Raw genomic sequence first — 21,899 nt, 5'->3', positions numbered from 1 at the left:
CGGCCACGGACCACAGCCGGATCACCTCCGCCGGCACCCGGCCCAGCCCTTCGCCGTGCCCCCCCCCCCCCCCCCCCCCCCCCCCCCCCCCCCCCCCCCGCCCGCCCCCCCCCCCCCCCCCCCCCCCCCCCCCCCCCCCCCGCCCCCCCCCCCGCCCCCCCCCCCCCCCCCCCCGCGGCTCTGTTCGTGTTGTCGGCGTTCGGGTGTCGGACGGCTGGGGTGCGCGCGCCGGCCGAGCGGGTCTACGGCGTCAGGGGCGGGCGACGGTCGTCGTCGGGACGGGCGGGGTCGTCCCGGATGACCTCGCCCTGGACGACCTTGCCGTCGGGCCGGTGCATGCGGGCCTGCTGGAAGGCGTCCGAGAGGCCGCCGGGGGCCGCACCGCGCATCCGGCGCTCCAGCGAGCGCTCCGCGTACTTGCTGAGCGCCGACCGGACCGGCGGCACCAGGAGCAGCAGTCCGGCCACGTCCGAGATCATCCCCGGAATCATGATCAGCAGTCCGCCGAGCATGAGGAAGCCGTTGCCCCTGCTGCTCGCCGGAGCGGGCGACGAGCCGTCGGCGCCCGGCTGCCCCGGCATCTGCTGGAGCGTCTCGGTGAGATTGCGGAAGGCACGGCGACCCGCCGACTTCATCACCACGGCGCCGAGCACGACGCCCGCGGCCAGGAGCAGCAGGACGGTGAACCCGCCCGCCACGTCCGCCACCACGATGAGCAGCCAGATCTCCAGCACCGCCCAGGCGGCGATGGCGAGAGGTACGAGGGTCCGGGCGCGCGAGCGCTTGCGGGCGGTCGGGGGCGGTGTGCCGGTCGTCATGTCCCCAGTGTGCCTGGCCACGCGTCCTGGCGCGGTAAGGGGGCGAAGATCATCCGGCCCGGGACGTCAGGGTGCCCGGCGTCCGAGCACCCGGTTCGTGCGGGTGGTGACACCCCAGGCGGTCACCCGCCAGAGCGCCTCGACGAGGATGTCCCGGCTCATCTTGGAGTCGCCGACCTCCCGGTCCACGAAGGTGATCGGGACCTCGACGACGTGGTAGCCGGCCTCGATCGAGCGGCGTGCCAGGTCGACCTGGAAGCAGTAGCCCTGCGAGGCGACCTCGTCGAGTCCGATGCCCTTCAGGGTCTCCGTGCGGAAGGCCCGGTACCCGCCGGTGACGTCCCTGGTCCGCAGGCCGAGCATCAGCCGCGAGTAGGTGCTGCCGCCTCGGGAGATCATCTCGCGGGACTTGGGCCAGTTGACCACCCGCCCGCCCGGGACCCAGCGGGAGCCAAGCACCAGGTCCGCGCTCTTGAGGGCGGTGAGCAGCCGGGGCAGTTCCTCGGGCTGGTGGGAGCCGTCCGCGTCCATCTCGACGAGCACGCCGTAGTCGTGGTCCATGCCCCAGCGGAAGCCGGCGAGGTAGGCCGCGCCGAGCCCTTCCTTGCCCTTGCGGTGCAGCACGTGGACCTGGTCGTCCGCGCCGGCCAGTTCGTCGGCCAGCTTGCCGGTGCCGTCGGGGCTGTTGTCGTCGGCGACCAGGATGTCGGCCTCCGGTACGGCGGCGCGCACCCGGCTGACGATCGGCTTGATGTTCTCGGCCTCGTTGTAGGTCGGAATGATCACCAAGGTTCTGCCGAGCGGGCCGTATCGCCTCTGACCGCCGTCGTTCACTAACCGCCCCTTAAGTCCGTACGCAGACACACACCATATCCAGCGCGGCGGGGCCGCCGAGCGACCCGGTCGGGGCGGTTCGGCGGTGGCGGCGGACAGAAGCGCGGAAGTACGGACAGAACTGCGGATCGGGGCCCGGCGTCCTTCGGGCCGACCTGGGACCCGCCGGCTGCGGGTCGACCTAGAGCCGTTGTCTACTGAACGTCCGGGCCCCACCCGGGTCGCACCCTCCGTCCGGCTGAAACCTTCCCTCGCCCCCGAGGCGCGGGCGCTGAACCTGGCTGTCAGTGGTGGTGCGCCGGTGCGGCACACCACCTCATGACCCAGCGGCGTTCGACGACTGCGTGGAGGTTTAACCGGTCGGACGTCCTGTGGTGGACTCGGCCGAACCTACCGGCCAGTGGGCGCATTCTGTCAATAGTTGCCTGACCTGCACCCTTTACCGAACTTGCCTGGTCAGTACCGGAGATCCCCAGGTCGCGGGAGAACCGGGGCACCTTCGATCGGCGGTACGAAATGTCCGCACATCACTCGTTCGGCCGTACGTAGACAGTTTGTCCGAAGACGACGGTGCGCAGGCAGACGGGGAGTTCGGCCCCCGGGCTGAGGTCGGGCAGTCCGGGCGTCCCCGACCTGGGATCGGTCGACCAGCGGGCGACCCGGTCGTCCGGGGCCTGGACCACCAGGTCATCGGTGCGCCAGACCGCGTAGTCGGCCGGGGCACCCGGCACCAGGGTGCCCGCGTCGTCGCGGCCGACGGCCCGCCAGCCGCCCCTGGTGTGAGCGGTGAAGCCGGCCCGTACGGAGATCCGGTGCTCGGGCGTCCGGTGGAACGCGGCGGCCCGCACGGTCCCCCACGGGTCGAGCGGGGTCACCGGGCTGTCGGAGCCGAACGCGAGGGGCACACCGGCCCGCAGGAGGGCCGCGTAGGGGTTGAGGGTCCTGGCCCGCCCGGCACCCAGCCGTTGGGCGTACATGCCCTCCTCACCGCCCCAGGCGGCATCGAAGGCGGGCTGGACGGAGGCGGTGAGTCCCAGTTCCGCGAAAGCGGCGACGGTCTCGGGGGTGAGCATCTCGGCGTGCTCGATCCGGTGCCTGGCGGCCCGCACCCGGCCCAGGCCGACCCTGTCGGCGGCCGCCCTGACGCCATCGACGACGGCACCGAGCGCGGCGTCACCGATGGCGTGGAAGCCCGCCTGCAGCCCGGCCTCGGTGCAGGCCGCGACGTGGGCCGCGATCTGCCCGGCGTCCAGATGGGCGGCGCCGGTCAGCGAGGCGTCGGCGTAGGGCTCGTGCAGGCAGGCGGTGTGCGAGCCGAGCGAGCCGTCGACGAAGAGGTCCCCGGCCGCGCCCACCGCGCCGAGCTCCCGGATGCGCCGGGCGTCCTTCTCGTCGGCGACCTGCTCGGCCCAGTAGCCGAAGACCCGCGGTCCGGGCCGTCCGGCGGCGAGCTTCAGCAGCGCGGTGAAGTCCTCCTCGTCGGAGATGTCGGGGCCGCCGCACTCGTGGACCGTGCCGATGCCCAGGGACGCGGCACGGTCCAGGGCGGCACGCTGGGCGTCGGCACGCTGGAGCGGTGAGACGGCGCCGTGGGCGGCGGAGCGCACCGCGTGGTGGGCGGCGGCGGTCAGCGGCGCCTCGGGGTGGTAGCCGGCCATCGAGGTGACCGAGGGGACCAGGTCCAGCAGCGCGGTGCTCGCGACCGCCGAGTGCACGTCGATCCGGGGCAGGTAGACCGGCCGGCCGCCGGCCGCCGCGTCCAGCTCGGAGCGCGAGGGCGGACGCCCCTCGGGCCAGCGCGTGGCGTCCCAGCCGTGCCCGAGGACCACCCGGTCGGCCGGGTGCGCCGCCACGTACGTCCGTACGAGGGCGAGGGCCTCGTCCAGGGTGCGGGCGCCGGAGAGGTCAAGGCCGGTGAGGGCCAGGCCGGTCGACGTGGTGTGGACGTGGGCGTCGGTGAACGCGGGGGTGACGAGCGCTCCGTCGAGGTCGATCACCTCGTCGACGCCGCCGGCGAAGGCGTCGGCGGCTCCCTCGGAGCCCACCCAGGCGACATGGCCCCGTTCGACCACCATGGCGGTGGCGAAGGGGTCGGCGGGGCTGTGGACGTCTCCACCGCGCAGCAGCACGGTGCGGTGTTCGCTCTGGGGGGCGGTGCTCTCGGTCATGGGGACCAGTCTCCCGCCTGGAGGGTGCCGCCCCGTGCCCGGCCCCTCAGATCTGCGGCGGCCGGGCCTCGTACGGTGTGGAGAGGACGACGGTGGTGCGCGTGGAGACACCGGCGAGCGAGCGGATGCGCGTCAGCAGGTGCTCCAGTTCGAGCGGGGTCGCGACGCGCACCTTCAGGATGTAGTTCTCGTCACCCGCGACGCTGTGGCAGGCCTCCAGCTCCGGGATCCCGGCGAGCCGCTCCGCGATGTCGTCCGGGGCGCTCGGGTCGAAGGGCTTCACCGAGATGAACGCGGTCAGCGGCAGGCCGACGGCCTCGGGGTCGACGACCGCGGCATAGCCCCGGATCACCCCGCGCTGCTCCAGCCTGCGGACTCGCTGATGCACCGCCGAGGTCGACAGGCCGGTGGCCTTGCCCAGGTCGGTGTAGCTCATCCGCCCGTCCCTGACGAGCAACTCCACGATTTGACGGTCCAGCTCCTCCATATGGATCAATCTATGGCCCCGGGCCCCTCCAGGCACAGCCGCAGGAGCCTTCGCAGGGCACCCCGTGGTGGTCATGTGATGAATGCCACAGGTTTACGGGTCGGTAGCCGGGCACCTCGCGGTTACGGCCGATCCGTGACGGGAAGTGCTTGCTTTGGCCGAGGCCGCGACGCCGTGCCGGCCCACCCGAGGGGGGAATTTCCATGCAGAACGTCAAGGTCACCGGACGTACCGAACCGGAGCCCGTTGATCCTTTCGAGGACACCGGTCCCGACGCGTACGACACGCTTGAGATGTACCGGGTCACCTGCCCGGACTGCGCACAGCCGATCGCTCTCCTGGCGGACGAGACCGCGCTGCCGGAGCACGCACTGTGCCCGACTCCGTGGAACCCGTTCGTCCTCACGGTGTGCGCCGGTACCGGCCGCCCGGCGTCGAAGGCGCAGTCCGCGGACGAGTCGCCCGACGTCCAGGAGCAGGAGACGGCCCTGCTGCTGACGCTCCCTCAGGGGCTCGACTGGAGGATGCAGCCCTTCTCGCACGCCGGGGACATCGGCTCCCGCCCCTTCCGGATGCCGCAGCAGCTCCGGCGCGAGGCCGCCTGATCCCGCGCTCCCGCCCGCGCGGGAGCGCGTACCGCCCGGCACGGCAGAACCGCGCCGCACCACGACGGCCCGGCCGGCGTGGTGCGCTCGGCGAACGGCGCCCGTGCCGCCGCGGAGAACCTGGCGAACGGGCGCCCGAATCAGCCGGACAGTGACCCGGCCCCGCCCCCCGGCGTTGGCCTGGCATGACCCTGCTGCATTCCACGGCCGGCCCCGGTCGACGACGTCTCGCCGTTCCGGCCTCCGAAGAATCGGTTCCGCAGCCCGAGGCCTCACCGCTCCCGCAGCCCGAGCCGCCGCGCCCGGTGCCCCATTCCACCGATCCACCCATCTACCGGGCCATGCTCCGGCACTGGGAGGGCACCGGGCGGACCATGCCGGGCCGCCACGACCAGGAGTGGAACCGGATCATGACGACGCCCGTGTGGTCGGACCGGCCGCTGCGGGTCAGTGCGTCTCAGGACCCGCGAGGTGGCGCGCGATGACCATGCGCTGGATCTGGTTGGTGCCCTCGACGATCTGCAGCACCTTCGCCTCGCGCATGAGCCGCTCGACGGGGAAGTCCAGCGTGTAGCCGTATCCGCCGAGCACCTGGACGGCGTCGGTGGTGACCCGCATCGCGGCGTCCGTGCAGAACAGCTTGGCCATGGCCGCCTGCCGCGAGAACGGGCTGCCCGCGTCACGCAGCCTGGCCGCCTCCAGATAGAGCGCCCGGCCCGCCTCGATCTGGGTGGCCATGTCCGCGAGCATGAACCGCAGCCCCTGGAAGTCCGCGATGGGACGGCCGAACTGCCGGCGCCCGGTGGCGTAGGCGACGGCCTCGTCCAGCGCCGCCTGCGCCACGCCGATGGCGCACGCGGCGATGCCGAGGCGGCCGGAGTCGAGTGCGGACAGCGCGATCGCGAAGCCCTGCCCCTCCTCGCCGATCCGGCGCGCGTCCGGGACCCGTACCCCGTCGAAGTGGAGCTGGGCGGTCGGCGAGCCCTTCATCCCCATCTTCTTCTCGGGTACGGCCGCGCTCAGCCCGTCGGCGTCGCCCGGAACGAGGAAGGCGGTGATCCCGCGCGCGCCGTCGGCGCCGGTGCGGGCGAGCACGGTGTAGAAGTCCGCGACGCCACCATGGGTGATCCACGCCTTGGTGCCGGTGATGACCCAGTCGTCCCCGTCCCGTACGGCCTTCGTCCGCAGCGAGGCGGCGTCCGAGCCGGAGGCGGGCTCGGAGAGGCAGTAGGCGCCCAGCAGGCCGCCCGCGAGCATGGCCGGAAGGTGTTCGGCCTGCTGCTCCTTGGTGCCGTACCCGGCGACCGCGTGGCAGGCCAGGGAGTGGACGCTGACGCCGAGCCCGACGGTGAGGCGGGCGGAGCTGAGCTCTTCGAGTACCTGGAGGTACACCTCGTACGGCTGGTCGCCGCCGCCGTGGGCCAAGTCGTAGGGCAGTCCGAGCAGGCCGGAGCCGGAGAGCAGTGTGAAGACGTCGCGCGGGAACCGGCCGGCGTCCTCCTCCTCGGCCGCTCGTGGCGCGATCTCACGCTGGACGATGTCGCGGACGAGCCCGATGAGCTGCCTGGACTCCTCGGTGGGCAGTCGGCGTTCCACTGACTGCGGGGCACGGTCGGGCATGACGGCGCTCTCCTCCCTGTCGGGCGTTGCGGCGGTCGCGCGCGCGGGGTGGGTGCGGCGCCGCCGGGGGATCTCCGGGCGGAGCCCGAAAAGACTGCGGTCCAGCCGATGTTGCCCTCCCGGATTACGAGAGGTGCCGGTCAGCGGCTGTGGCGGCTTGAGTATGCCCGATAGGACGGTATCCGTCACTGGGCGATGAGGCACTTCGGCCACGGCGCGCGATCACGGGTCGTCCTGGCGGACGATCAGCGGAATTGGTCCGAACCATTGACCCAACTGGTCTAGTCCTTCTACGGTTCACCGCGAACCGGCTTTCCGCGTTCATGCCAATTCTGTGCGAGCGCCGAAAGCCGGTCGTCCACCGGCAAGCCCCCTCCCCCACGAGGAGCAACGATGATCGGACTGCATCGCCCGGGAGCGCGTCTCCGGGCGCTCGCCGCTGCCGCCTGTACCGCCGCCCTGGGCGCCGCCCTGCTGGGCGTCGCGGGCACCGGGTCCGCCGGCGCGGCCCCCGCCGACCTGCAGGCCGCCGCCCCTGCGGCAGCGCCCGCCGCCCCCACAGCGGCCGGCAGCAAGGTGGTCGGCTACTTCACCGACTGGGGTGTCTACGACCGCAATTACCACGTCAAGAACATCGAGACCTCGGGCTCGGCCGACAAGCTCACGCACATCAACTACGCCTTCGGCAACGTCCAGGGCGGCAAGTGCACGGTCGGTGACTCCTACGCCGACTACGAGAAGACCTACACGGCCGACCAGTCGGTCGACGGGGTCGCGGACACCTGGGACCAGGACCTGGCCGGCAGCTTCAACCAGCTGCGCAAGCTGAAGAAGCTGCACCCGGACCTCAAGATCCTCTGGTCGTTCGGCGGCTGGACCTGGTCCGGCGGCTTCGGTGAGGCCGCGAAGAACCCGGCCGCGTTCGCGGACTCCTGCTACAGCCTGGTCGAGGACCCGCGCTGGGCCGATGTCTTCGACGGCATCGACATCGACTGGGAGTACCCCAACGAGTGCGGGCTGACCTGCGACACCAGCGGCCGTGACGCCTACGGCAACCTGCTGTCCGCCCTGCGCTCCAAGTTCGGCACGGACAACCTGGTCACCTCGGCGATCAGCGCGGACGGCTCCGACGGCGGCAAGCTCGACGCGGTCGACTACGGCGGCGCGGCGAAGTACGTCGACTGGTACAACCCGATGACGTACGACTTCTTCGGCGCCTGGGACGCCAAGGGTCCGACGGCACCGCACTCGCCGCTGAACTCCTACCCGGGCATCCCCAAGGAGGGCTTCAACAGCGACGCGGCCATCTCCAAGCTGAAGGCGGCGGGCGTCCCCGCCTCCAAGCTGCTGCTCGGCATCGGCTTCTACGGCCGGGGCTGGAGCGGCGTCACGCAGGACGAGCCGGGCGGCACGGCGACCGGCGCGGCCCCGGGTACGTACGAGGCGGGCATCGAGGACTACAAGGTCCTCAAGAACAGCTGCCCCGCCACCGGCACCGTCGCCGGCACCGCGTACGCGCACTGCGGCACCAACTGGTGGAGCTACGACACCCCGGCCACCATCGGCACCAAGATGGACTACAAGAACCAGCAGGGCCTGGGCGGCACCTTCCTCTGGGAGCTCAGCGGTGACACCACCGACGGCGAGCTGATCAAGGCGGTCAACTGACCTCGGTGCGGCGGTCATGACGGTGGGCGGGGAGCCGGGCGGGCTCCCCGCCCACCGTCACGTCCGCCGGCCGGTCACATCAGGCCGATCTGCGTGACGAACATCGCGATGACGACGACAAGCGTCCAGCCCAGGACGTTCTCCAGCAGCTTGGAGCCGTCGTCGGGCCCGCCGGTCCGTGCGCGGCGGCGGGCATGGGTGGTGGTTGCGGCGGCAGTCGCGCTCATGGCATCTCGTTCGGTCGGCCGGCAGTCGTTGTCCCCCGAGGACCCGACCACAGTGCCAGCCGGAGCGGCCCCCGGGGTAGAGAGCTGCGTCACTGTCCCCGGGAGCAGGGACGCGTCAGCGGACCCCGACAGCGGCCAGAGCCCGGCGCTGGGCGGGTGTCGGGTGTGCGGGGAAGTAGAGGTAGCAGACACCGCCTGTGCCCGAGACCACACTGCCGCTCGCGTTGTAGCGCTTGGTCCGCAGCCAGATCGTCTCCCACTCGTGCCGCCGGTAGACGCGGCGGACCGCCTCGTCGTCCGGGGAGGCGGGGTCGTTGGCGATCACGTCGCCGTCCGCGGTGAAGCCGATGACCGTCATCAGGTGCCCCGAGGTGCCGTACCCCGCGCCCGTCAGCTCCTCCTTCAGGAACGACTGGGACGTTATGGCCGGGATACCCGCCCGGACCAGGGTCTCCAGGTCCTTCAGCGAACCGAGCCGGGTCACCACGGCGCTCATGTCCTCGTAGGTGGCCGCGTAAGCGGCGTTGAACGGCCAGTTGCCGCAGCCCTCGTACTGGTTGTCGTAGGTGAAGCGCGCCGCGTGGCAGACCTGCGGGTCCGCCAGGCCCGGCTTCACCCAGGAGAGGTCCTCGGCGCTGGGGTGGCGTCCCCAGTACTCGATGATCATCTGCGAGGAGGTGGGGCTGCACCACGCCTCGCCGCCGTTGTCGTACTCGGGGTACTGGCCGGCGTGCACGTTCTGCGAGTAGCGCGGCACCGGCAGCTCCCGGACCAGGCCGGGGACCGAGGCGGGCACGGTGAAGCGGTCGGGGATGTCCGAGGCCATCGCGCCCAGGCGCCAGACGGTGGGGGTGAGCCGGGTGCCGGGGGTGCGGTACAGGGTCAGCCGCAGCCGGTAGGACACGAGCCGCAGGCCGCTCGCCGCGTCGTCCACCGAGAAGGTGTCGGTCCAGATCGAGCTCTTGCCGTCGCTCTGGTCGTCGACGGAGGTACGGCGGATGTCGCCGTCGCCGGCCGCCCAGCGCCCCATGACGTACCAGGGGGTGTCGGTACCGTCCGAGTAGGTGCCCCGCAGTTCGATCTGGATCCAGGTACCGGCCGGCGTGTGCGCGTTCCAGGAGGCGATCGCCTCGGTGGCCGGGACGGCGGAGCGGTGGACGGGCGAGGTCCAGGTGGCGTACTCCCAGGCCGCCGTCGTACCGGTGTGCGGATCGGTGTAGTCGGTACGTCCCAGCGGGTGGCCGATCACCAGGCCCGCGCGGCGGCCCGCGACGGCGCGGGTTCCGGCGCCGGACCCGCAGCGCCAGTCGGTGTACGTACTCCAGGAGTGGTTGTCCACGGAGGCTGCCGCCGTCGAGGGTGCGTGGTGCGGGGCGGAAGAGGGCGCTGCGGCCGCGGCGGAAGCGGTGGACGACACCGCTCCGGCTCCGGCCGCTGCCGCGATGGCGGCGGCCAGCACGGTTCGGCGTGAGGTCGGACTGGGCATGGGCGAGACCCCCGGTCGTAGGCGGAATGGGGCTTCAGGTGCACGACAGTGCGCCAACTATTGCGGGTCGCCACCCGGTTCGGCCAGCGATTCGCCTCGTGCCGCAGGACCAATATTGGTCTCGACCACTGGCGTGACCTGCGACGGCCTCGCGCCGGCTCGTAGGGTGGACGGATGAGCGACCTCTCACCGCACGCCGCGCGGCTGCGCACCCTGCCACCGTCCTGCGGGCCGGTCCGGCTGATCGCCGTCGACGGCCACGCCGGATCGGGCAAGAGCACCTTCGCCGCCCGGCTCGCGGCCGAGCTCGGCGACGCGCCCGTCCTGCACCTGGACGATCTGGCCAGCCACGCCGAGATGTTCGACTGGACGGACCGGTTCCGGAGCCAGGTCGCAGGACCGCTGTCGCACGGGGAGCCCGCACGCTACGAGCCCTACGACTGGACGGCCCGGCACTTCGGCCCGCCGCGCACCCTTGAACCCGCCCCGGTGGTCCTGGTGGAGGGAGTCGGCGCCGGACGACGGGCGCTGCGCCCCCTCCTCGCGCACCTGTTGTGGATGGATCTGCCCGCCGCCGAGTCCTGGGAGCGGGGCCGGCGGCGCGACGGGCCGGCCCTGACGGCGTTCTGGGACGACTGGACCACCGCCGAATCAGCTCATTTCTCGGCCGACCCCTCCCGCGCCTCGGCCGATGTGCTGATGCGTCAGTTGCCTGTGGGGTACGAGTGGTTGGAGGGATCCGGCGCGACAGCGCGAGCGAGTCATTCCGTCACCCAAAGTGATCATCCGGTACCGCCATACTGAGCAGTCGGAAATCGGCCCGGAAGTGCCCCGGCTCTGCTTGACCCGGGGCGGTACAGGTCTTACGTTCTCAATGTGCGGCTTTTCGGAGCCCCCGCAGACACGAAGCCCCCGGTTGTTCCCCCGTGATCGGGGGCTTCGTCCTGTGCCCGGCGCCCGGCACCGGCCCCGTTCCACCCCATTCCGCTCACCCTCGGTCACGGCCCCCCTTCGGCCTGCGGCGCCCTTAGTCGGACACTCCCTGCGCAGGTACGATGCCTCTCGGTGCGGTCAATTCCCGTCCACGGCACAGCGGTTCGGCACGCCTTGGCGGGCAGCCGTGCGGCGGGACATCCTGGGGGCACGGTTTGTGGGGGACCAGATGGACATCGGCACGCAGGGCGCACAGGCCCCGGCCGACCTCGCCTGGCTGCGCGGCGTGGACGCCTACACGATGGGCGCCTACCCGCAGGCCGAAGAGGAATTCAGAGCTGCGGTACAACTCGATCCCGGCATGGCGGACGCCTGGCTGGGCCTCCACGCGCTGCGGGTCGACACCACGACGGCGCTGCTGCATATGTACAGCCACCGTGACCGCTTCGGCGAACAGCGCGGCCGTCACCGCCGCACGCTGAACTCCTGGTACTGGCTGGGCTGGTGGGTACAGCCGGTGCTGGAGAGCCCGCGCGACCTGCTGCTGGCGCACGCCTCGCACTGGCTGGACGGACGCCATGTGCCTGAGCTGGACCGGGCACTGGCCGGGTTGCCCCCGGTGGACGCCGACGCACAGGTGCGCTTCCTGCACGCCTGCCGCTCCTACCTGGTCAAGGACTGGGAGCAGCTCGTACGCCATACGGAACAGCTGATCGAGGACCCGCTCCTGGGCATCGAGGCCGGGCTGTTCGGCGGGATGGCGCGGGTGCGGCTGGAGATGTACGGGCAGGCCGAGCCGCTGCTCTCCACCGCCCTGATGCGCTGCCGCAGCGAGCAGCCGCAGCGCAAGGAGCTGCGCTACTGGCTGGCACGGGCGCACGAGGGGACCGGTCGCAGCGCGGCCGCGCTGCCGTTGTACCGGGCGGTGCACCGAATCGATCCGGCGTTCATGGACACCTCGGCCCGGCTGGCGGCGATCGCGGACTACGACGGGCTGGACGGCTCCGACGAGCTGTCCGGGCTGGCCGCCGTGTCCCTGACGGGCCTGGGCGGCGACGGCACCTTCGTGGAGGGCCAGCCGGACGGCGACTCGATGCTGGGCACCGATCTGGTGGACGGCCGGGAGCTGCGCCCCGGCGTCGTCGAGCCGCAGGACCTGCCGGGGGTCGGGGTCTCACCGCCGCCGGGCGGGGCGCGGGAGAAGACCGCGGTGCCGGGTCAGTCGGCGCCGACGCTGTTCCCGGCCGGCCCGAGCGATCCGGTGCTGCTGGCCGAGGCCTTGGCGGAGCTGGAGCGGATGGTCGGGCTGGATCCGGTGAAGCGGCAGGTCAAGGCCTTGTCCGCGCAGCTGAACATGGCGCGGCTGCGGGCCGGCCAGGGGCTGCCCGTACAGCCGCCGAAACGGCATTTCGTCTTCTCCGGGCCGTCCGGTACCGGGAAGACCACGGTGGCCCGCATTCTTGGCCGGGTGTTCTACGCGCTGGGCCTGCTGGGCGGGGACCACCTGGTCGAGGCCCAGCGGGCGGACCTGGTCGGCGAGTTCCTCGGCCAGACCGCGGTCAAGGCCAATGAGCTGATCGACTCCGCGCTGGGCGGGGTGCTGTTCGTCGACGAGGCGTACAGCCTCTCGAACACCGGCTACAGCAAGGGCGACGCGTACGGGGACGAGGCGCTTCAGGTCCTCCTCAAGCGGGCGGAGGACAACCGGGACCACCTCGTCGTCATCCTGGCGGGCTACCCGGAGGGTATGGACCGGCTGCTCGCCACCAATCCCGGGCTGTCCTCGCGGTTCACCACCCGGGTGGACTTCCCCAGCTACCGCCCGCTGGAGCTCACCTCGATCGGTGAGGTGCTGGCCGCGGAGAACGGGGACGCGTGGGACGAGGAGTCGCTGGACGAGCTGCGTGCCATCAGCGGCCATGTGGTCGGCCAGGGCTGGCTCGACGAGCTGGGCAACGGGCGGTTCCTGCGCACGCTGTACGAGAAGAGCTGCGCCTACCGCGATCTGCGGCTCTCCGGTTACGCGACGGTGCCCACGCGGGACGATCTGGCGACGCTGCGGCTGCCGGACCTGATGCAGGCGTACGGCGAGGTGCTGTCGGGGCGCCGGCCCCCGGAGCGGCCGGCCGGGTGAGCCCCGGCCGCCGGGCGGGTACGGTGACCCGCCCGGTGGCCGGGGACGGTGCGGGTCAGCCGACCAGCGCCGTCAGTTCGTCCGAGCCGGACTTCCGCTCATCGGTGCGGCGCGGCTCCGATACCCGGTGGGCCGGGTCCCGTACCTCACCGACGAGCATCTCCAGGACGTCCTCCATGGCGACCAGGCCGAGTACCCGGCCCGAGGCGTCGGCGACCTGGGCCAGGTGCGTCGCGGCGCGGCGCATCACGGTCAGGGCGTCGTCCAGCGGGAGTTCGGCCCGTACCGTCGCCATCGGGCGCCACACGTGCTGCGGGACCGCCCGCTCGCCGTCCTCCAGGTCGAGGACGTCCTTGACGTGCAGGTAGCCCATGAACGGGCCACCGCCCTCGGCGCAGACGGGGAACCGCGAGTAGCCGGTCCGCACCGTGAGCGCCTCGATCCGGTGCGGGGTGACGGACGGGTCGACCGTCACCAGGTTCGCCCGGCGCAGCAGCACATCGGTGACGGGCCTGCTGCCCAGCTCCAGCGCGTCCTCCAGCCGTTCCTGGGCGTCGGGCCCCAGGAGTCCGGCCTGTCCGGAGTCCTCGACCAGCCGGTTGAGCTGCTCGCTGGTGAAGACGGCCTCCACCTCGTCCTTCGGCTCGACGCCGAAGATCCGGAGCACCAGCCGGGCGCAGGCGCCGAGCGCGGAGGTGACCGGGCGGCAGAGCCGGGCGAAGCCGACCAGGCCGGGGCTGAGCCACAGCGCGGTCTTCTCCGGGGCGGCCATCGCCAGGTTCTTCGGGACCATCTCGCCGATGACGAGGTGGAGGAAGACGACGAAGACCAGCGCCAGCACGTAGCCGAGGGGATGGATCAGGCCCTCGGGCAGGTGCACCGCGTGGAAGACCGGCTCCAGCAGCTGGGCGACGGTCGGTTCCGCGACGGCGCCCAGGGTCAGCGAGCAGATGGTGATGCCGAACTGGGCGGCCGCCATCATCTGCGGCAGGTTCTCCAGGCCGTACATCACCTGGCGGGCCCGGCCGGACCCGGTTGCCGCGAGGGGTTCGATCTGGCTGCGGCGTACGGAGACGAGTGCGAACTCGGCGCCGACGAAGAAGCCGTTCGCGAGGACCAGGAGTCCGGCGAAGAGCAACTGGACCAGGCTCATCGCGCCGCCTCCAGGACGCCGCGGCCCGCCGGTTCGGCGGTGACCTGGTCCGCGGCCCCGGCGAGGCGCACGAAGCGGACCTTCTCGGCCCGGTAGTGGCCGACCTGGCGGACCGAGATCCGCCAGCCGGGCAGTTCGGCCCGGTCGCCCGGGGCGGGGATCCGGCCGAGCAGGTCGGCGACGAGACCGGCCACGGTCTCGTACGGGCCGTCGGGCACGTCGAGCCCTATCCGGCGCAGGGTGAGGACTCGGCAGCTGCCCTCGGCGTCCCAGGCGGACCGGCCGTCCTCGGGGGCGGCGGGGGCCAGTTCCGGGCGGTCGGCGCCTTCGGCGTCGTGCTCGTCCCTGACCTCTCCGACGAGTTCCTCGATGATGTCCTCGAGGGTGACGACACCTGCGGTGCCGCCGTACTCGTCGACCACCACGGCGATCGGCTGCTCCTTGCGGAGCCGCTGGAGGAGCTGCTCGACGGGCAGTGTCTCCGGGACCAGCAGCGGGGGCACCGCGATCCGGCCGGCCGTGGTGCGCAGCCGGTCCCTGGCGGGAACCGCGAGCGCGTCCTTGAGGTGGATCATGCCGACGACCTCGTCGATGCGTTCCCGGTAGACGGGGAAGCGGGAGAGGCCGGTGGCTCGGGTGAGGTTGAGGACGTCCGCCGCGGTGGCGGACGTCTGGAGGGCGCTGACCTTCACGCGCGGCGTCATCACGTGCTGGGCGGTGAGCCCGGCGAGCGACAGGGTCCGTACGAAGAGGTCCGCGGTGTCCTGTTCGAGGGTGCCGGCCTCGGCGGAGTGCCTGGCCAGGGAGACCAGCTCGCCCGGGGTGCGGGCGGAGGCCAGTTCATCGGTCGGCTCCACGCCGAGCAGCCGCACCAGCCGGTTGGCGACGGTGTTCAGCAGGCCGATCACCGGCCGGAACACCATGGTGAACCGGTGCTGGGGACCGGCGACGAACCGGGCGACCTGGAGCGGCTTGGAGACCGCCCAGTTCTTCGGTACGAGTTCGCCGATCACCATCTGCACGGCGGCCGCGAGGAGCATGCCGATCACCACGCTGATGCCGGGAACGGCGCCGTCGGGGAGTCCGGTCAGGGCGAGTGGGCTCTCCAGCAGCTGGGCGAGCGCCGGCTCGGCGAGCATGCCGACCACCAGTGAGGTGATGGTGATGCCGAGCTGGGTGCCGGAGAGCTGGAAGGAGAGTTCGCGCAGGGCGTCGACGACGGTACGGGCCCGCCGGTCGCCCTCGGTGGCGGCGCGCTCGGCGTCCGCCCGTTCCACGGTGACGAGCCCGAATTCGGCCGCCACGAAGAATCCGTTGGCGAGGATGAGAAGGAATGCCGCACTGAGAAGCAGCAGGGGGGTGGTCATGCCGCCGCCTCCGCGGAAGGGGCGGCGCAGGTACTACCGGAAGATCCGTCCATTGCTGGAGGGAGTCACTCCTTGGGTCGCAGGAAGGCCCCGCGGGTCTCGGGGACCTCTGGTGGGGGCGGGGCGCCACAGGGCGCCGCCGCCCACCAGAGTAATCAACAAGAGGCCCTGCGGGGCAGGGGGCTCAGCCGTTGTCCGTGCCCGCGCCGTGGTTCTCGGCCAGGGCGCGGAGTGCGCGGGCGTCGCGGATGGCCTGCTCCTTGGCGATTCCGGGCTGGATGCCGAGGGCGGGCATGCTGGTTCCGTCGCTGAGGTCGAGGAAGACCCACGGGTCACCGGCACGCAGGTTGACGCGCACGATCTCGGCCCAGGACAGGCGCCTGGTGCGGGTGAGATTGACCACGGTCACCCCGCTCTCGTCCGCGACGATCTTGGGCCGGCTGAGCAGCGCCAGAACGCCGAGGAAGACCAGCGCGGTGAAGACGAAGCTGGCCCGCTCCCCCGCGCTGAGCTGCTCCAGGGTGAAGGCGACGACGGTGATGACGACGAACATCACCACGCCGACACTCAGCAGGACCACCCGGGTGCGGGTCGGCCGGAAGGTGACCGGGAGGGCGGGAGATCCGGTCCGGGGTGCGGGGGCTGACATGGTCTTCTTCCGTGTCCCGCCGTCAGAGCCGGCAGGCGTGGATGGCGGTGGTGAGGATCGCGCGGGCGCCGAGGTCGTACAGGTCGTCCATGATCCGCTGCGCTTCCTTGGAGGCGACCATCGACCGGACGGCGACCCAGCCCTCGTGGTGCAGCGGGGAGATGGTCGGCGACTCCAGGCCCGGGGTGAGGGCGACCGCGCGCTCCAGGTGCTCGACGCGGCAGTCGTAGTCCATCATCACGTAGCTGCGGGCGACCAGGACGCCCTGGAGGCGGCGCAGGAACTGCTGGACCTTGGGCTCGTCGTCCGGGGCGCCGCTGCGGCGGATGACGACCGCCTCGGACTTCATGATCGGTTCGCCGATGACTTCGAGGCCGGCGTTGCGCAGGCTGGTGCCGGTCTCGACGACGTCGGCGATGATCTGTGCGACACCGAGCTCGATCGCGGTCTCGACGGCGCCGTCCAGGTGGACGACCGAGGCGTTGACCCCGGTCTCGGCCAGGTGCTTGGCGACGATGCCCTCGTAGGAGGTGGCGATCGTCAGCCCGTCGAAGTCCTGCGGGCCGGCGGCCGTGCCGGGCTTGGTGGCGTAGCGGAAGGTGGAGCGGGCGAAGCCGAGCTGGAGGATCTCCTCGGCCTCGGCGCCGGAGTCGAGCAGCAGGTCACGGCCGGTGATGCCGATGTCGAGCCGGCCCGAGCTGACATAGATCGCGATGTCGCGCGGGCGCAGGTAGAAGAACTCCACCTGGTTCTCGGGGTCGACGAGGACGAGCTCCTTGGACTCCTTGCGCTGCTTGTAGCCCGCCTCATGGAGCATCGCCATCGCAGGCCCGGAGATAGCACCCTTGTTGGGGACGGCGATGCGCAGCATGAGGTCGGGTTTCCTTTGCGAAAGGGGTGTGCGGAGCGTGCGGGCGGGTGCGGAGGTCGTGCTCAGAGATGGGCGTAGACGTCGTCGAGCGAGATGCCGCGCGCGACCATCATCACCTGGACGTGGTAGAGCAGCTGGGAGATCTCCTCGGCCGCCGCGTCCTTGCTCTCGTGCTCGGCGGCCATCCAGACTTCGGCGGCCTCCTCCACGACCTTCTTGCCGATGGCATGCACACCCTTGTCCACCAGTTCGGCGGTACGTGAGGTGGAGGGGTCGCCGTCGGCGGCCTTGAGCTGCAGCTCGGCGAAGAGCTCTTCGAAGGTTTTGTTCGCCATGATGTCCTTAGAATACGGGGTGCCCGGCGCGCACTCAGCGCCAGGGTTCGCTGACCGAGCGCAGTGTGGTCGCGGTGGCGACGGCGGCGGTGACCGCTTCGTGCCCCTTGTCCTCGTTGGACCCTTCGATGCCCGCCCGGTCGAGTGCCTGCTCCTCGGTGTCACAGGTGAGGACACCGAAGCCGACGGGTACACCGGTGTCGACCGCGACCTGGGTGAGGCCGTTGGTGACGCCGTGGGACACGTATTCGAAGTGCGGGGTGCCGCCCCGGATGATCACACCGAGGGCGACGATCGCGTCGTACCCGCGGCCGGCCAGCACCTTGGCGACCACCGGGAGCTCGAAGCTGCCGGGGACCCTCAGCAGGGTCGGCTCGTCGATGCCCAGCTCGTGCAGGGCGCGCAGCGCGCCGTCGACGAGTCCGTCCATGACCTTCTCGTGCCACTGCGCGGCGATGACCGCCACGCGCAGGTCACCGCAGTTGCGTACGGACAGTTCGGGTGCGCCCTTGCCGCTCATGTCTCTCCTACCGCTCGTTTCCTTGATGGCTGCCGGCAGTGCCGGTGGTGCTGTCTACTGGTTGCCGCAGGTCGACACCTTGGCGGCGTCGAGCCAGGGCAGGTCGTGGCCCATGCGGTCCCGCTTGGTGCGCAGGTAGCGCAGATTGTGCTCGCCGGCCTGGACGGGCATCGGTTCCCGGCCGGTGACGGCCAGGCCGTGCCGCAGGATCGCGGCGGTCTTGTCGGGGTTGTTGGTCATCAGGCGCAGGCTGCGGACGCCGAGGTCCTTGAGGATCTGGGCGCCGGCCGCGTAGTCGCGGGCATCGGCGGGCAGCCCGAGCTCCAGGTTGGCGTCGAGGGTGTCGACGCCGCGCTCCTGGAGCTCGTACGCGCGCAGCTTGGAGACCAGCCCGATGCCGCGTCCCTCGTGGCCGCGCAGGTAGACGACGACACCGCGTCCCTCGTCCGTGATGCGCCGCATGGAGGCGTGCAGCTGGGGGCCGCAGTCGCAGCGCTCGGACTGGAAGATGTCGCCGGTCAGGCACTCGGAGTGGACCCGGACCAGGACGTCGTCGCCGCCGGCGATGTCGCCGTGGACCAGGGCGACGTGCTCGACGCCGTCCACGGTGGAGCGGTAGCCGTACGCGGTGAACGCGCCGAAGTCCGTCGGCAGCCGGACCTCGGCCTCGCGGCGGACGGTCGGCTCGGAAGTACGGCGGTAGGCGATCAGGTCCTCGATGGAGATGATCGTGAGGCCGTGCTTGCGGGCGAACGGGACGAGCTGGGGAAGGCGCAGCATGACGCCGTCCTCGCCCGCGATCTCGACGATCGCCCCGGCGGGCCGCAGTCCGGCGAGCCGGGCGAGGTCGACGGCCGCCTCGGTGTGCCCGTTGCGCACGAGCACGCCGCCGGTGCGGGCGCGGAGCGGGAAGACGTGGCCGGGGCGTACGAAGTCACCGGGGCCCGCGACGCCGCCGGCGAGCAGCCGGAGTGTGGCGGCCCGGTCGGCGGCGGAGATGCCGGTGGTCACGCCGTGCGCGGCCGAGGCGTCGACGGAGACGGTGAAGGCCGTCTTCATCGACTCGGTGTTGTGGCCGACCATCTGCGGGAGTTCGAGCCGTTCCAGCTCGTCGTTCTCCATGGGCGCGCAGATGAGTCCCCGGCACTCGCTCATCATGAAGGCGACGATCTCGGGGGTGGCCTTCTCGGCCGCGATGACGAGGTCGCCCTCGTTCTCCCGGTCCTCGTCGTCGACGACCACGACGGGCCGGCCGGCCGCGATGTCGCGGATGGCCTGCTCGACGGGGTCGAGGGCGAGGTCGTCGGCGGGCGCGTGCTGTTCCCGGTGCAACCAGGTGGGCTGGGCAGTCATGCCGTGGCTCCTTCCAGAGCGGGTGTCCGCGTACGCAGCCACCAGTCGCGCATGCCCCACAGGACGAGGGCCCCGTAGACGACGTAGATGAGACCGGAGAAGGCGAGACCGCTGTGGAAGTTGAGCGGTACGCCGACCAGGTCGACGAGGAGCCAGGCGAACCAGAACTCGACCATGCCCCGGGCCTGGGCGAGCATCGCCACGAGGGTGCCGGCGAATATGTACGCGTCCGCCCACGGGCTCCAGGAGAGCGAGGGGAAGGCGGTGAACAGGCCGCCGACCGCGAGCGTGCCGACCGCGGCCCCGCCGAGCAGGTAGCCGCGCTCGCGCCAGGTGGCGAACCGTACGGCGATGGTGCCGTCCTGGGCCTGCTGCCTGCCCCGGGTCCACTGCTGCCAGCCCCAGACGGCCACGGCGATGACGATGACCTGCTTGCCGACGCTGCCCGCCTGGTGCACGGAGACGTTGGCGGCGACCAGGACGACGCCGGACAGCAGCTGGGCGGGCCAGGTCCAGATCGAGCGGAGCCAGCCCAGGGTGAGGGCGATCAGACCGATCGTGTTGCCGATCATGTCGGACCAGATGATGTGCTGGTCGAAGACGGTGAACGCCTCCGAGTTCAGCCAGTGCAGGGCGCTCACTTCGCCGGCTCCTCGGGCTCCTGCGCGCGGTGGCCGAGCAGCCGCTCGACGTACTTCGCGATGACGTCCACCTCCAGGTTGACCGGGTCGCCGGGCTGCTTGTGGCCGAGCGTGGTCAGGGCGAGGGTGGTGGGGATGAGGCTGATGGTGAAGTAGTCGGGCCCGGCGTCCACCACGGTCAGGCTCACGCCGTCGACGGTGATCGAGCCCTTCTCCACCACGTACCTGGTGAGCCCGGCGGGCAGGGAGACCTTCACGATCTCCCAGTTCTCGGAGGGCTTGCGCTCGACGATGCGGCCCGTGCCGTCCACGTGGCCCTGCACGATGTGCCCGCCGAGCCGGCCGCCGACCGCCATGGGCCGCTCCAGGTTGACCCGGGAGCCCGCCCGCAGTGCGCCCAGGCTGGACCGGTTCAGCGTCTCGGCCATCACATCGGCGGTGAACTCCTGCTCGCCGTGGTCGACGACGGTCAGGCAGACGCCGTTGACGGCGATCGAGTCGCCGTGCTTGGCGCCCTCGGTGACCACGGGCCCGCGCAGGCGGAATCGGGAGGAGTCGCCGAGGTTCTCGACGGCGGTGACCTCACCCAGTTCTTCGACAATTCCGGTGAACACTCAGTTTCCCTTCGGAGCAGGGCCGGGGACGGCGGTGATGCGCAGATCGGGCCCGATTCGCACGGTCTCGGTCACCTGGAGGCGCAACGCCTTGGAGATGGTGGGGATTCCGGCGTCGGCGAGGGCCGCGGGGCCCGCGCCGAGGAGCACGGGGGCGAGATAGCCGACGATCCGGTCGACCGCTCCCGCCGCGACGAAGGCCCCGGCCAGGGTCGGTCCGCCCTCGAGGAGCACGGAGCGGATGCCGCGCCCGTGGAGGGCGGCGAGCAGCGCGTGGATGTCGAGGCCGGGGCCGGCCTCGGCCCGCGGCAGCCGCAGGACGGCCTCGTCGGGGAGGTGGCGGGCGTCGGCGTCCTCGGCGACCGCGATCAGGGTGCGCGCGACGGTGTCGAGGACCCGGGCTCCGGGGCGTACGGCGGTGGCGGCGGTGTCGACGACGACCCGCAGCGGCTGGACCGCGCCATCGATGCCCCTGACCCCGAGCTGGGGGTCGTCGGTGCGGGCGGTGCCGGAACCGACCAGGACGGCGTCCGCCTCGGCGCGCAGCCGGTGGACGTCGGCGCGGGACTCGGCGGAGGTGATCCAGCGGCTGGTGGCGTCGGCGGCCGCGATCCGGCCGTCCAGGGTGGCCGCGTACTTCCAGGTGACATGGGGGCGCCCCAGCCGCACGGAGGTCAGCCAGGCGGTGTTGCCCTGCTCGGCCTCCTCGGCGAGCAGCCCCTGCTCGGCCTTGACGCCGGCGGCGCGCAGGGTGTCCCCGCCACCGGTGGCCTGCGGGTCCGGGTCACCGACCGCGTACACGACGCGGGCGATCCCGGCCTCGATCAGCGCCTGCGCGCAGGGGCCGGTGCGTCCGGTGTGGTTACAGGGTTCGAGGGTGACGTAGGCGGTGCCGCCGCGCGCCTTCTCGCCGGCCGCGCGCAGGGCGTGGACCTCGGCGTGGGGCCCTCCGGCGCGCTGGTGGAAGCCCTCACCGACCGGCCGGCCCGAGGCGTCGAGAACGACACATCCGACCACCGGATTGGGGCTGGTGGAGCCGAGACCGCGGGCTGCGAGCGCGATGGCTCGGCGCATTGCGGTGGTGTCGGCTGCGGTGTCCACCGGGTCCTCCTGCCTCTTCGGGCACGGACTCCGGGGCCTGTCGATGACGACAGATGAAGCGGTACGCAACACGGGGAGGACGCCGGATGCCGGAAAAACGGATGGATCGGTCGCCCGAAAACCATCGCCGACGGCGGCGTACCCGTGAAACGGCCCGCCGCGCACTGCCTCCCATCCGGACTTTAACCGTCGGTCCAGGAATCCCACCTGGTCAACCGGCCGCTGGCTGCGGACGGGTCGCGGACTATAACCGCCGGTTCGGAATTGCACCGACCCCGGAGTGCGCTGCTACTGGTACCCGAACAGTGTGCCACG

21 protein-coding genes and 1 riboswitch are annotated in these 21,899 nt (G+C 71.8%); of the genes, 4 read left to right on the top strand and 17 right to left on the bottom strand.

The window, feature by feature from the left end; translation table 11 throughout:
• Positions 1–242: 242 nt before the first annotated feature.
• The 4 genes from fxsA to ACGFU6_RS29075 all read right to left on the bottom strand — a co-directional run bounded on the left by fxsA (position 243) and on the right by ACGFU6_RS29075 (position 4,307).
• A complete protein-coding gene (gene fxsA / locus ACGFU6_RS29090) occupies positions 243–818 on the bottom strand; it encodes an FxsA family membrane protein (protein WP_393615175.1) in 576 nt (191 codons plus the stop codon).
• Positions 819–884: 66 nt separating this feature from the next.
• Positions 885–1,652: a polyprenol monophosphomannose synthase gene (locus ACGFU6_RS29085; RefSeq protein WP_393615173.1), complete on the bottom strand. Its 768-nt coding sequence runs from the start codon at positions 1,650–1,652 to the stop codon at positions 885–887.
• Between the two features lie 527 nt (positions 1,653–2,179).
• A complete protein-coding gene (locus ACGFU6_RS29080) occupies positions 2,180–3,820 on the bottom strand; it encodes an amidohydrolase (protein WP_393615171.1) in 1,641 nt (546 codons plus the stop codon).
• Between the two features lie 46 nt (positions 3,821–3,866).
• The gene (locus tag ACGFU6_RS29075; protein WP_393615169.1) at positions 3,867–4,307 is read right to left on the bottom strand and encodes an Lrp/AsnC family transcriptional regulator; all 441 of its coding nucleotides are present in this window, start codon (positions 4,305–4,307) and stop codon (positions 3,867–3,869) included.
• 203 nt (positions 4,308–4,510) lie between these two features.
• Between ACGFU6_RS29075 and ACGFU6_RS29070 the strand changes: the two genes are divergently transcribed.
• Positions 4,511–4,912: a hypothetical protein gene (locus tag ACGFU6_RS29070; protein WP_393615167.1), complete on the top strand. Its 402-nt coding sequence runs from the start codon at positions 4,511–4,513 to the stop codon at positions 4,910–4,912.
• 447 nt (positions 4,913–5,359) lie between these two features.
• On the opposite strand, the gene ACGFU6_RS29065 is transcribed toward ACGFU6_RS29070, so the two are convergent.
• Positions 5,360–6,532 (bottom strand): acyl-CoA dehydrogenase family protein, encoded by a 1,173-nt coding sequence (locus ACGFU6_RS29065; RefSeq protein ID WP_393615165.1) that lies wholly within the window; start codon positions 6,530–6,532, stop codon positions 5,360–5,362.
• 393 nt (positions 6,533–6,925) lie between these two features.
• Here ACGFU6_RS29065 and ACGFU6_RS29060 point away from each other — a divergent pair, with 393 nt between their 5' ends.
• Complete coding sequence (locus ACGFU6_RS29060; protein WP_393615163.1) at positions 6,926–8,200, top strand: glycoside hydrolase family 18 protein; 1,275 nt, start codon at positions 6,926–6,928, stop codon at positions 8,198–8,200.
• A 74-nt stretch (positions 8,201–8,274) separates the two neighbouring features.
• Here the strand turns inward: ACGFU6_RS29060 and ACGFU6_RS29055 are convergent, their stop codons facing one another.
• Both ACGFU6_RS29055 and ACGFU6_RS29050 read right to left on the bottom strand, forming a co-directional pair.
• Positions 8,275–8,427, bottom strand: coding sequence for an SCO1431 family membrane protein (locus ACGFU6_RS29055; protein WP_393615161.1), 153 nt, complete (start codon positions 8,425–8,427; stop codon positions 8,275–8,277).
• 115 nt (positions 8,428–8,542) lie between these two features.
• Positions 8,543–9,913: a peptidase C39 family protein gene (locus tag ACGFU6_RS29050; RefSeq protein ID WP_393615159.1), complete on the bottom strand. Its 1,371-nt coding sequence runs from the start codon at positions 9,911–9,913 to the stop codon at positions 8,543–8,545.
• Positions 9,914–10,087: 174 nt separating this feature from the next.
• Between ACGFU6_RS29050 and ACGFU6_RS29045 the strand changes: the two genes are divergently transcribed.
• Both ACGFU6_RS29045 and ACGFU6_RS29040 read left to right on the top strand, forming a co-directional pair.
• Positions 10,088–10,717 carry a uridine kinase gene (locus tag ACGFU6_RS29045; protein ID WP_393615157.1) on the top strand — a complete coding sequence of 210 codons (630 nt, stop codon included), beginning with the start codon at positions 10,088–10,090 and terminating at the stop codon, positions 10,715–10,717.
• Between the two features lie 358 nt (positions 10,718–11,075).
• Positions 11,076–12,980, top strand: a complete 1,905-nt coding sequence (locus tag ACGFU6_RS29040) for an AAA family ATPase (protein ID WP_393615155.1) — start codon at positions 11,076–11,078, stop codon at positions 12,978–12,980.
• A gap of 55 nt (positions 12,981–13,035) precedes the next feature.
• On the opposite strand, the gene ACGFU6_RS29035 is transcribed toward ACGFU6_RS29040, so the two are convergent.
• The 10 genes from ACGFU6_RS29035 to ribD all read right to left on the bottom strand — a co-directional run bounded on the left by ACGFU6_RS29035 (position 13,036) and on the right by ribD (position 21,584).
• Positions 13,036–14,133: a hemolysin family protein gene (locus tag ACGFU6_RS29035; protein WP_393615153.1), complete on the bottom strand. Its 1,098-nt coding sequence runs from the start codon at positions 14,131–14,133 to the stop codon at positions 13,036–13,038.
• Positions 14,130–15,500, bottom strand: a complete 1,371-nt coding sequence (locus ACGFU6_RS29030) for a hemolysin family protein (protein ID WP_393615151.1) — start codon at positions 15,498–15,500, stop codon at positions 14,130–14,132. Before ACGFU6_RS29030 ends, ACGFU6_RS29035 begins: the two co-directional genes overlap by 4 nt.
• A 184-nt stretch (positions 15,501–15,684) precedes the next feature.
• Positions 15,685–16,149, bottom strand: a complete 465-nt coding sequence (locus ACGFU6_RS29025) for a PH domain-containing protein (protein ID WP_393615149.1) — start codon at positions 16,147–16,149, stop codon at positions 15,685–15,687.
• A gap of 22 nt (positions 16,150–16,171) precedes the next feature.
• Complete coding sequence (gene hisG / locus ACGFU6_RS29020) at positions 16,172–17,020, bottom strand: ATP phosphoribosyltransferase (RefSeq protein ID WP_393615147.1); 849 nt, start codon at positions 17,018–17,020, stop codon at positions 16,172–16,174.
• A 62-nt stretch (positions 17,021–17,082) separates the two neighbouring features.
• Positions 17,083–17,355, bottom strand: a complete 273-nt coding sequence (locus ACGFU6_RS29015) for a phosphoribosyl-ATP diphosphatase (RefSeq protein WP_073739434.1) — start codon at positions 17,353–17,355, stop codon at positions 17,083–17,085.
• A 34-nt stretch (positions 17,356–17,389) separates the two neighbouring features.
• A complete protein-coding gene (gene ribH, locus ACGFU6_RS29010; RefSeq protein ID WP_024493156.1) occupies positions 17,390–17,875 on the bottom strand; it encodes a 6,7-dimethyl-8-ribityllumazine synthase in 486 nt (161 codons plus the stop codon).
• 54 nt (positions 17,876–17,929) lie between these two features.
• Complete coding sequence (locus tag ACGFU6_RS29005; protein WP_393615145.1) at positions 17,930–19,228, bottom strand: bifunctional 3,4-dihydroxy-2-butanone-4-phosphate synthase/GTP cyclohydrolase II; 1,299 nt, start codon at positions 19,226–19,228, stop codon at positions 17,930–17,932.
• Positions 19,225–19,869 carry a nicotinamide mononucleotide transporter family protein gene (locus ACGFU6_RS29000; protein WP_123528367.1) on the bottom strand — a complete coding sequence of 215 codons (645 nt, stop codon included), beginning with the start codon at positions 19,867–19,869 and terminating at the stop codon, positions 19,225–19,227. Before ACGFU6_RS29000 ends, ACGFU6_RS29005 begins: the two co-directional genes overlap by 4 nt.
• On the bottom strand, positions 19,866–20,483 hold the full coding sequence (locus ACGFU6_RS28995) for a riboflavin synthase (RefSeq protein WP_393615143.1): 618 nt from the start codon (positions 20,481–20,483) through the stop codon (positions 19,866–19,868). The genes ACGFU6_RS29000 and ACGFU6_RS28995 overlap by 4 nt, the downstream gene beginning before the upstream one ends.
• Positions 20,484–21,584 carry a bifunctional diaminohydroxyphosphoribosylaminopyrimidine deaminase/5-amino-6-(5-phosphoribosylamino)uracil reductase RibD gene (gene ribD / locus ACGFU6_RS28990; protein ID WP_393615141.1) on the bottom strand — a complete coding sequence of 367 codons (1,101 nt, stop codon included), beginning with the start codon at positions 21,582–21,584 and terminating at the stop codon, positions 20,484–20,486.
• A gap of 157 nt (positions 21,585–21,741) precedes the next feature.
• Positions 21,742–21,872: riboswitch (FMN riboswitch) on the bottom strand.
• Positions 21,873–21,899: the final 27 nt, after the last annotated feature.

Origin of the sequence: Streptomyces sp. NPDC048462 (genome assembly GCF_043200175.1) — a bacterium.
Taxonomy (GTDB): Bacteria; Actinomycetota; Actinomycetes; order Streptomycetales; family Streptomycetaceae; genus Streptomyces.
This window is presented reverse-complemented; position numbering and strand designations above follow the sequence as displayed.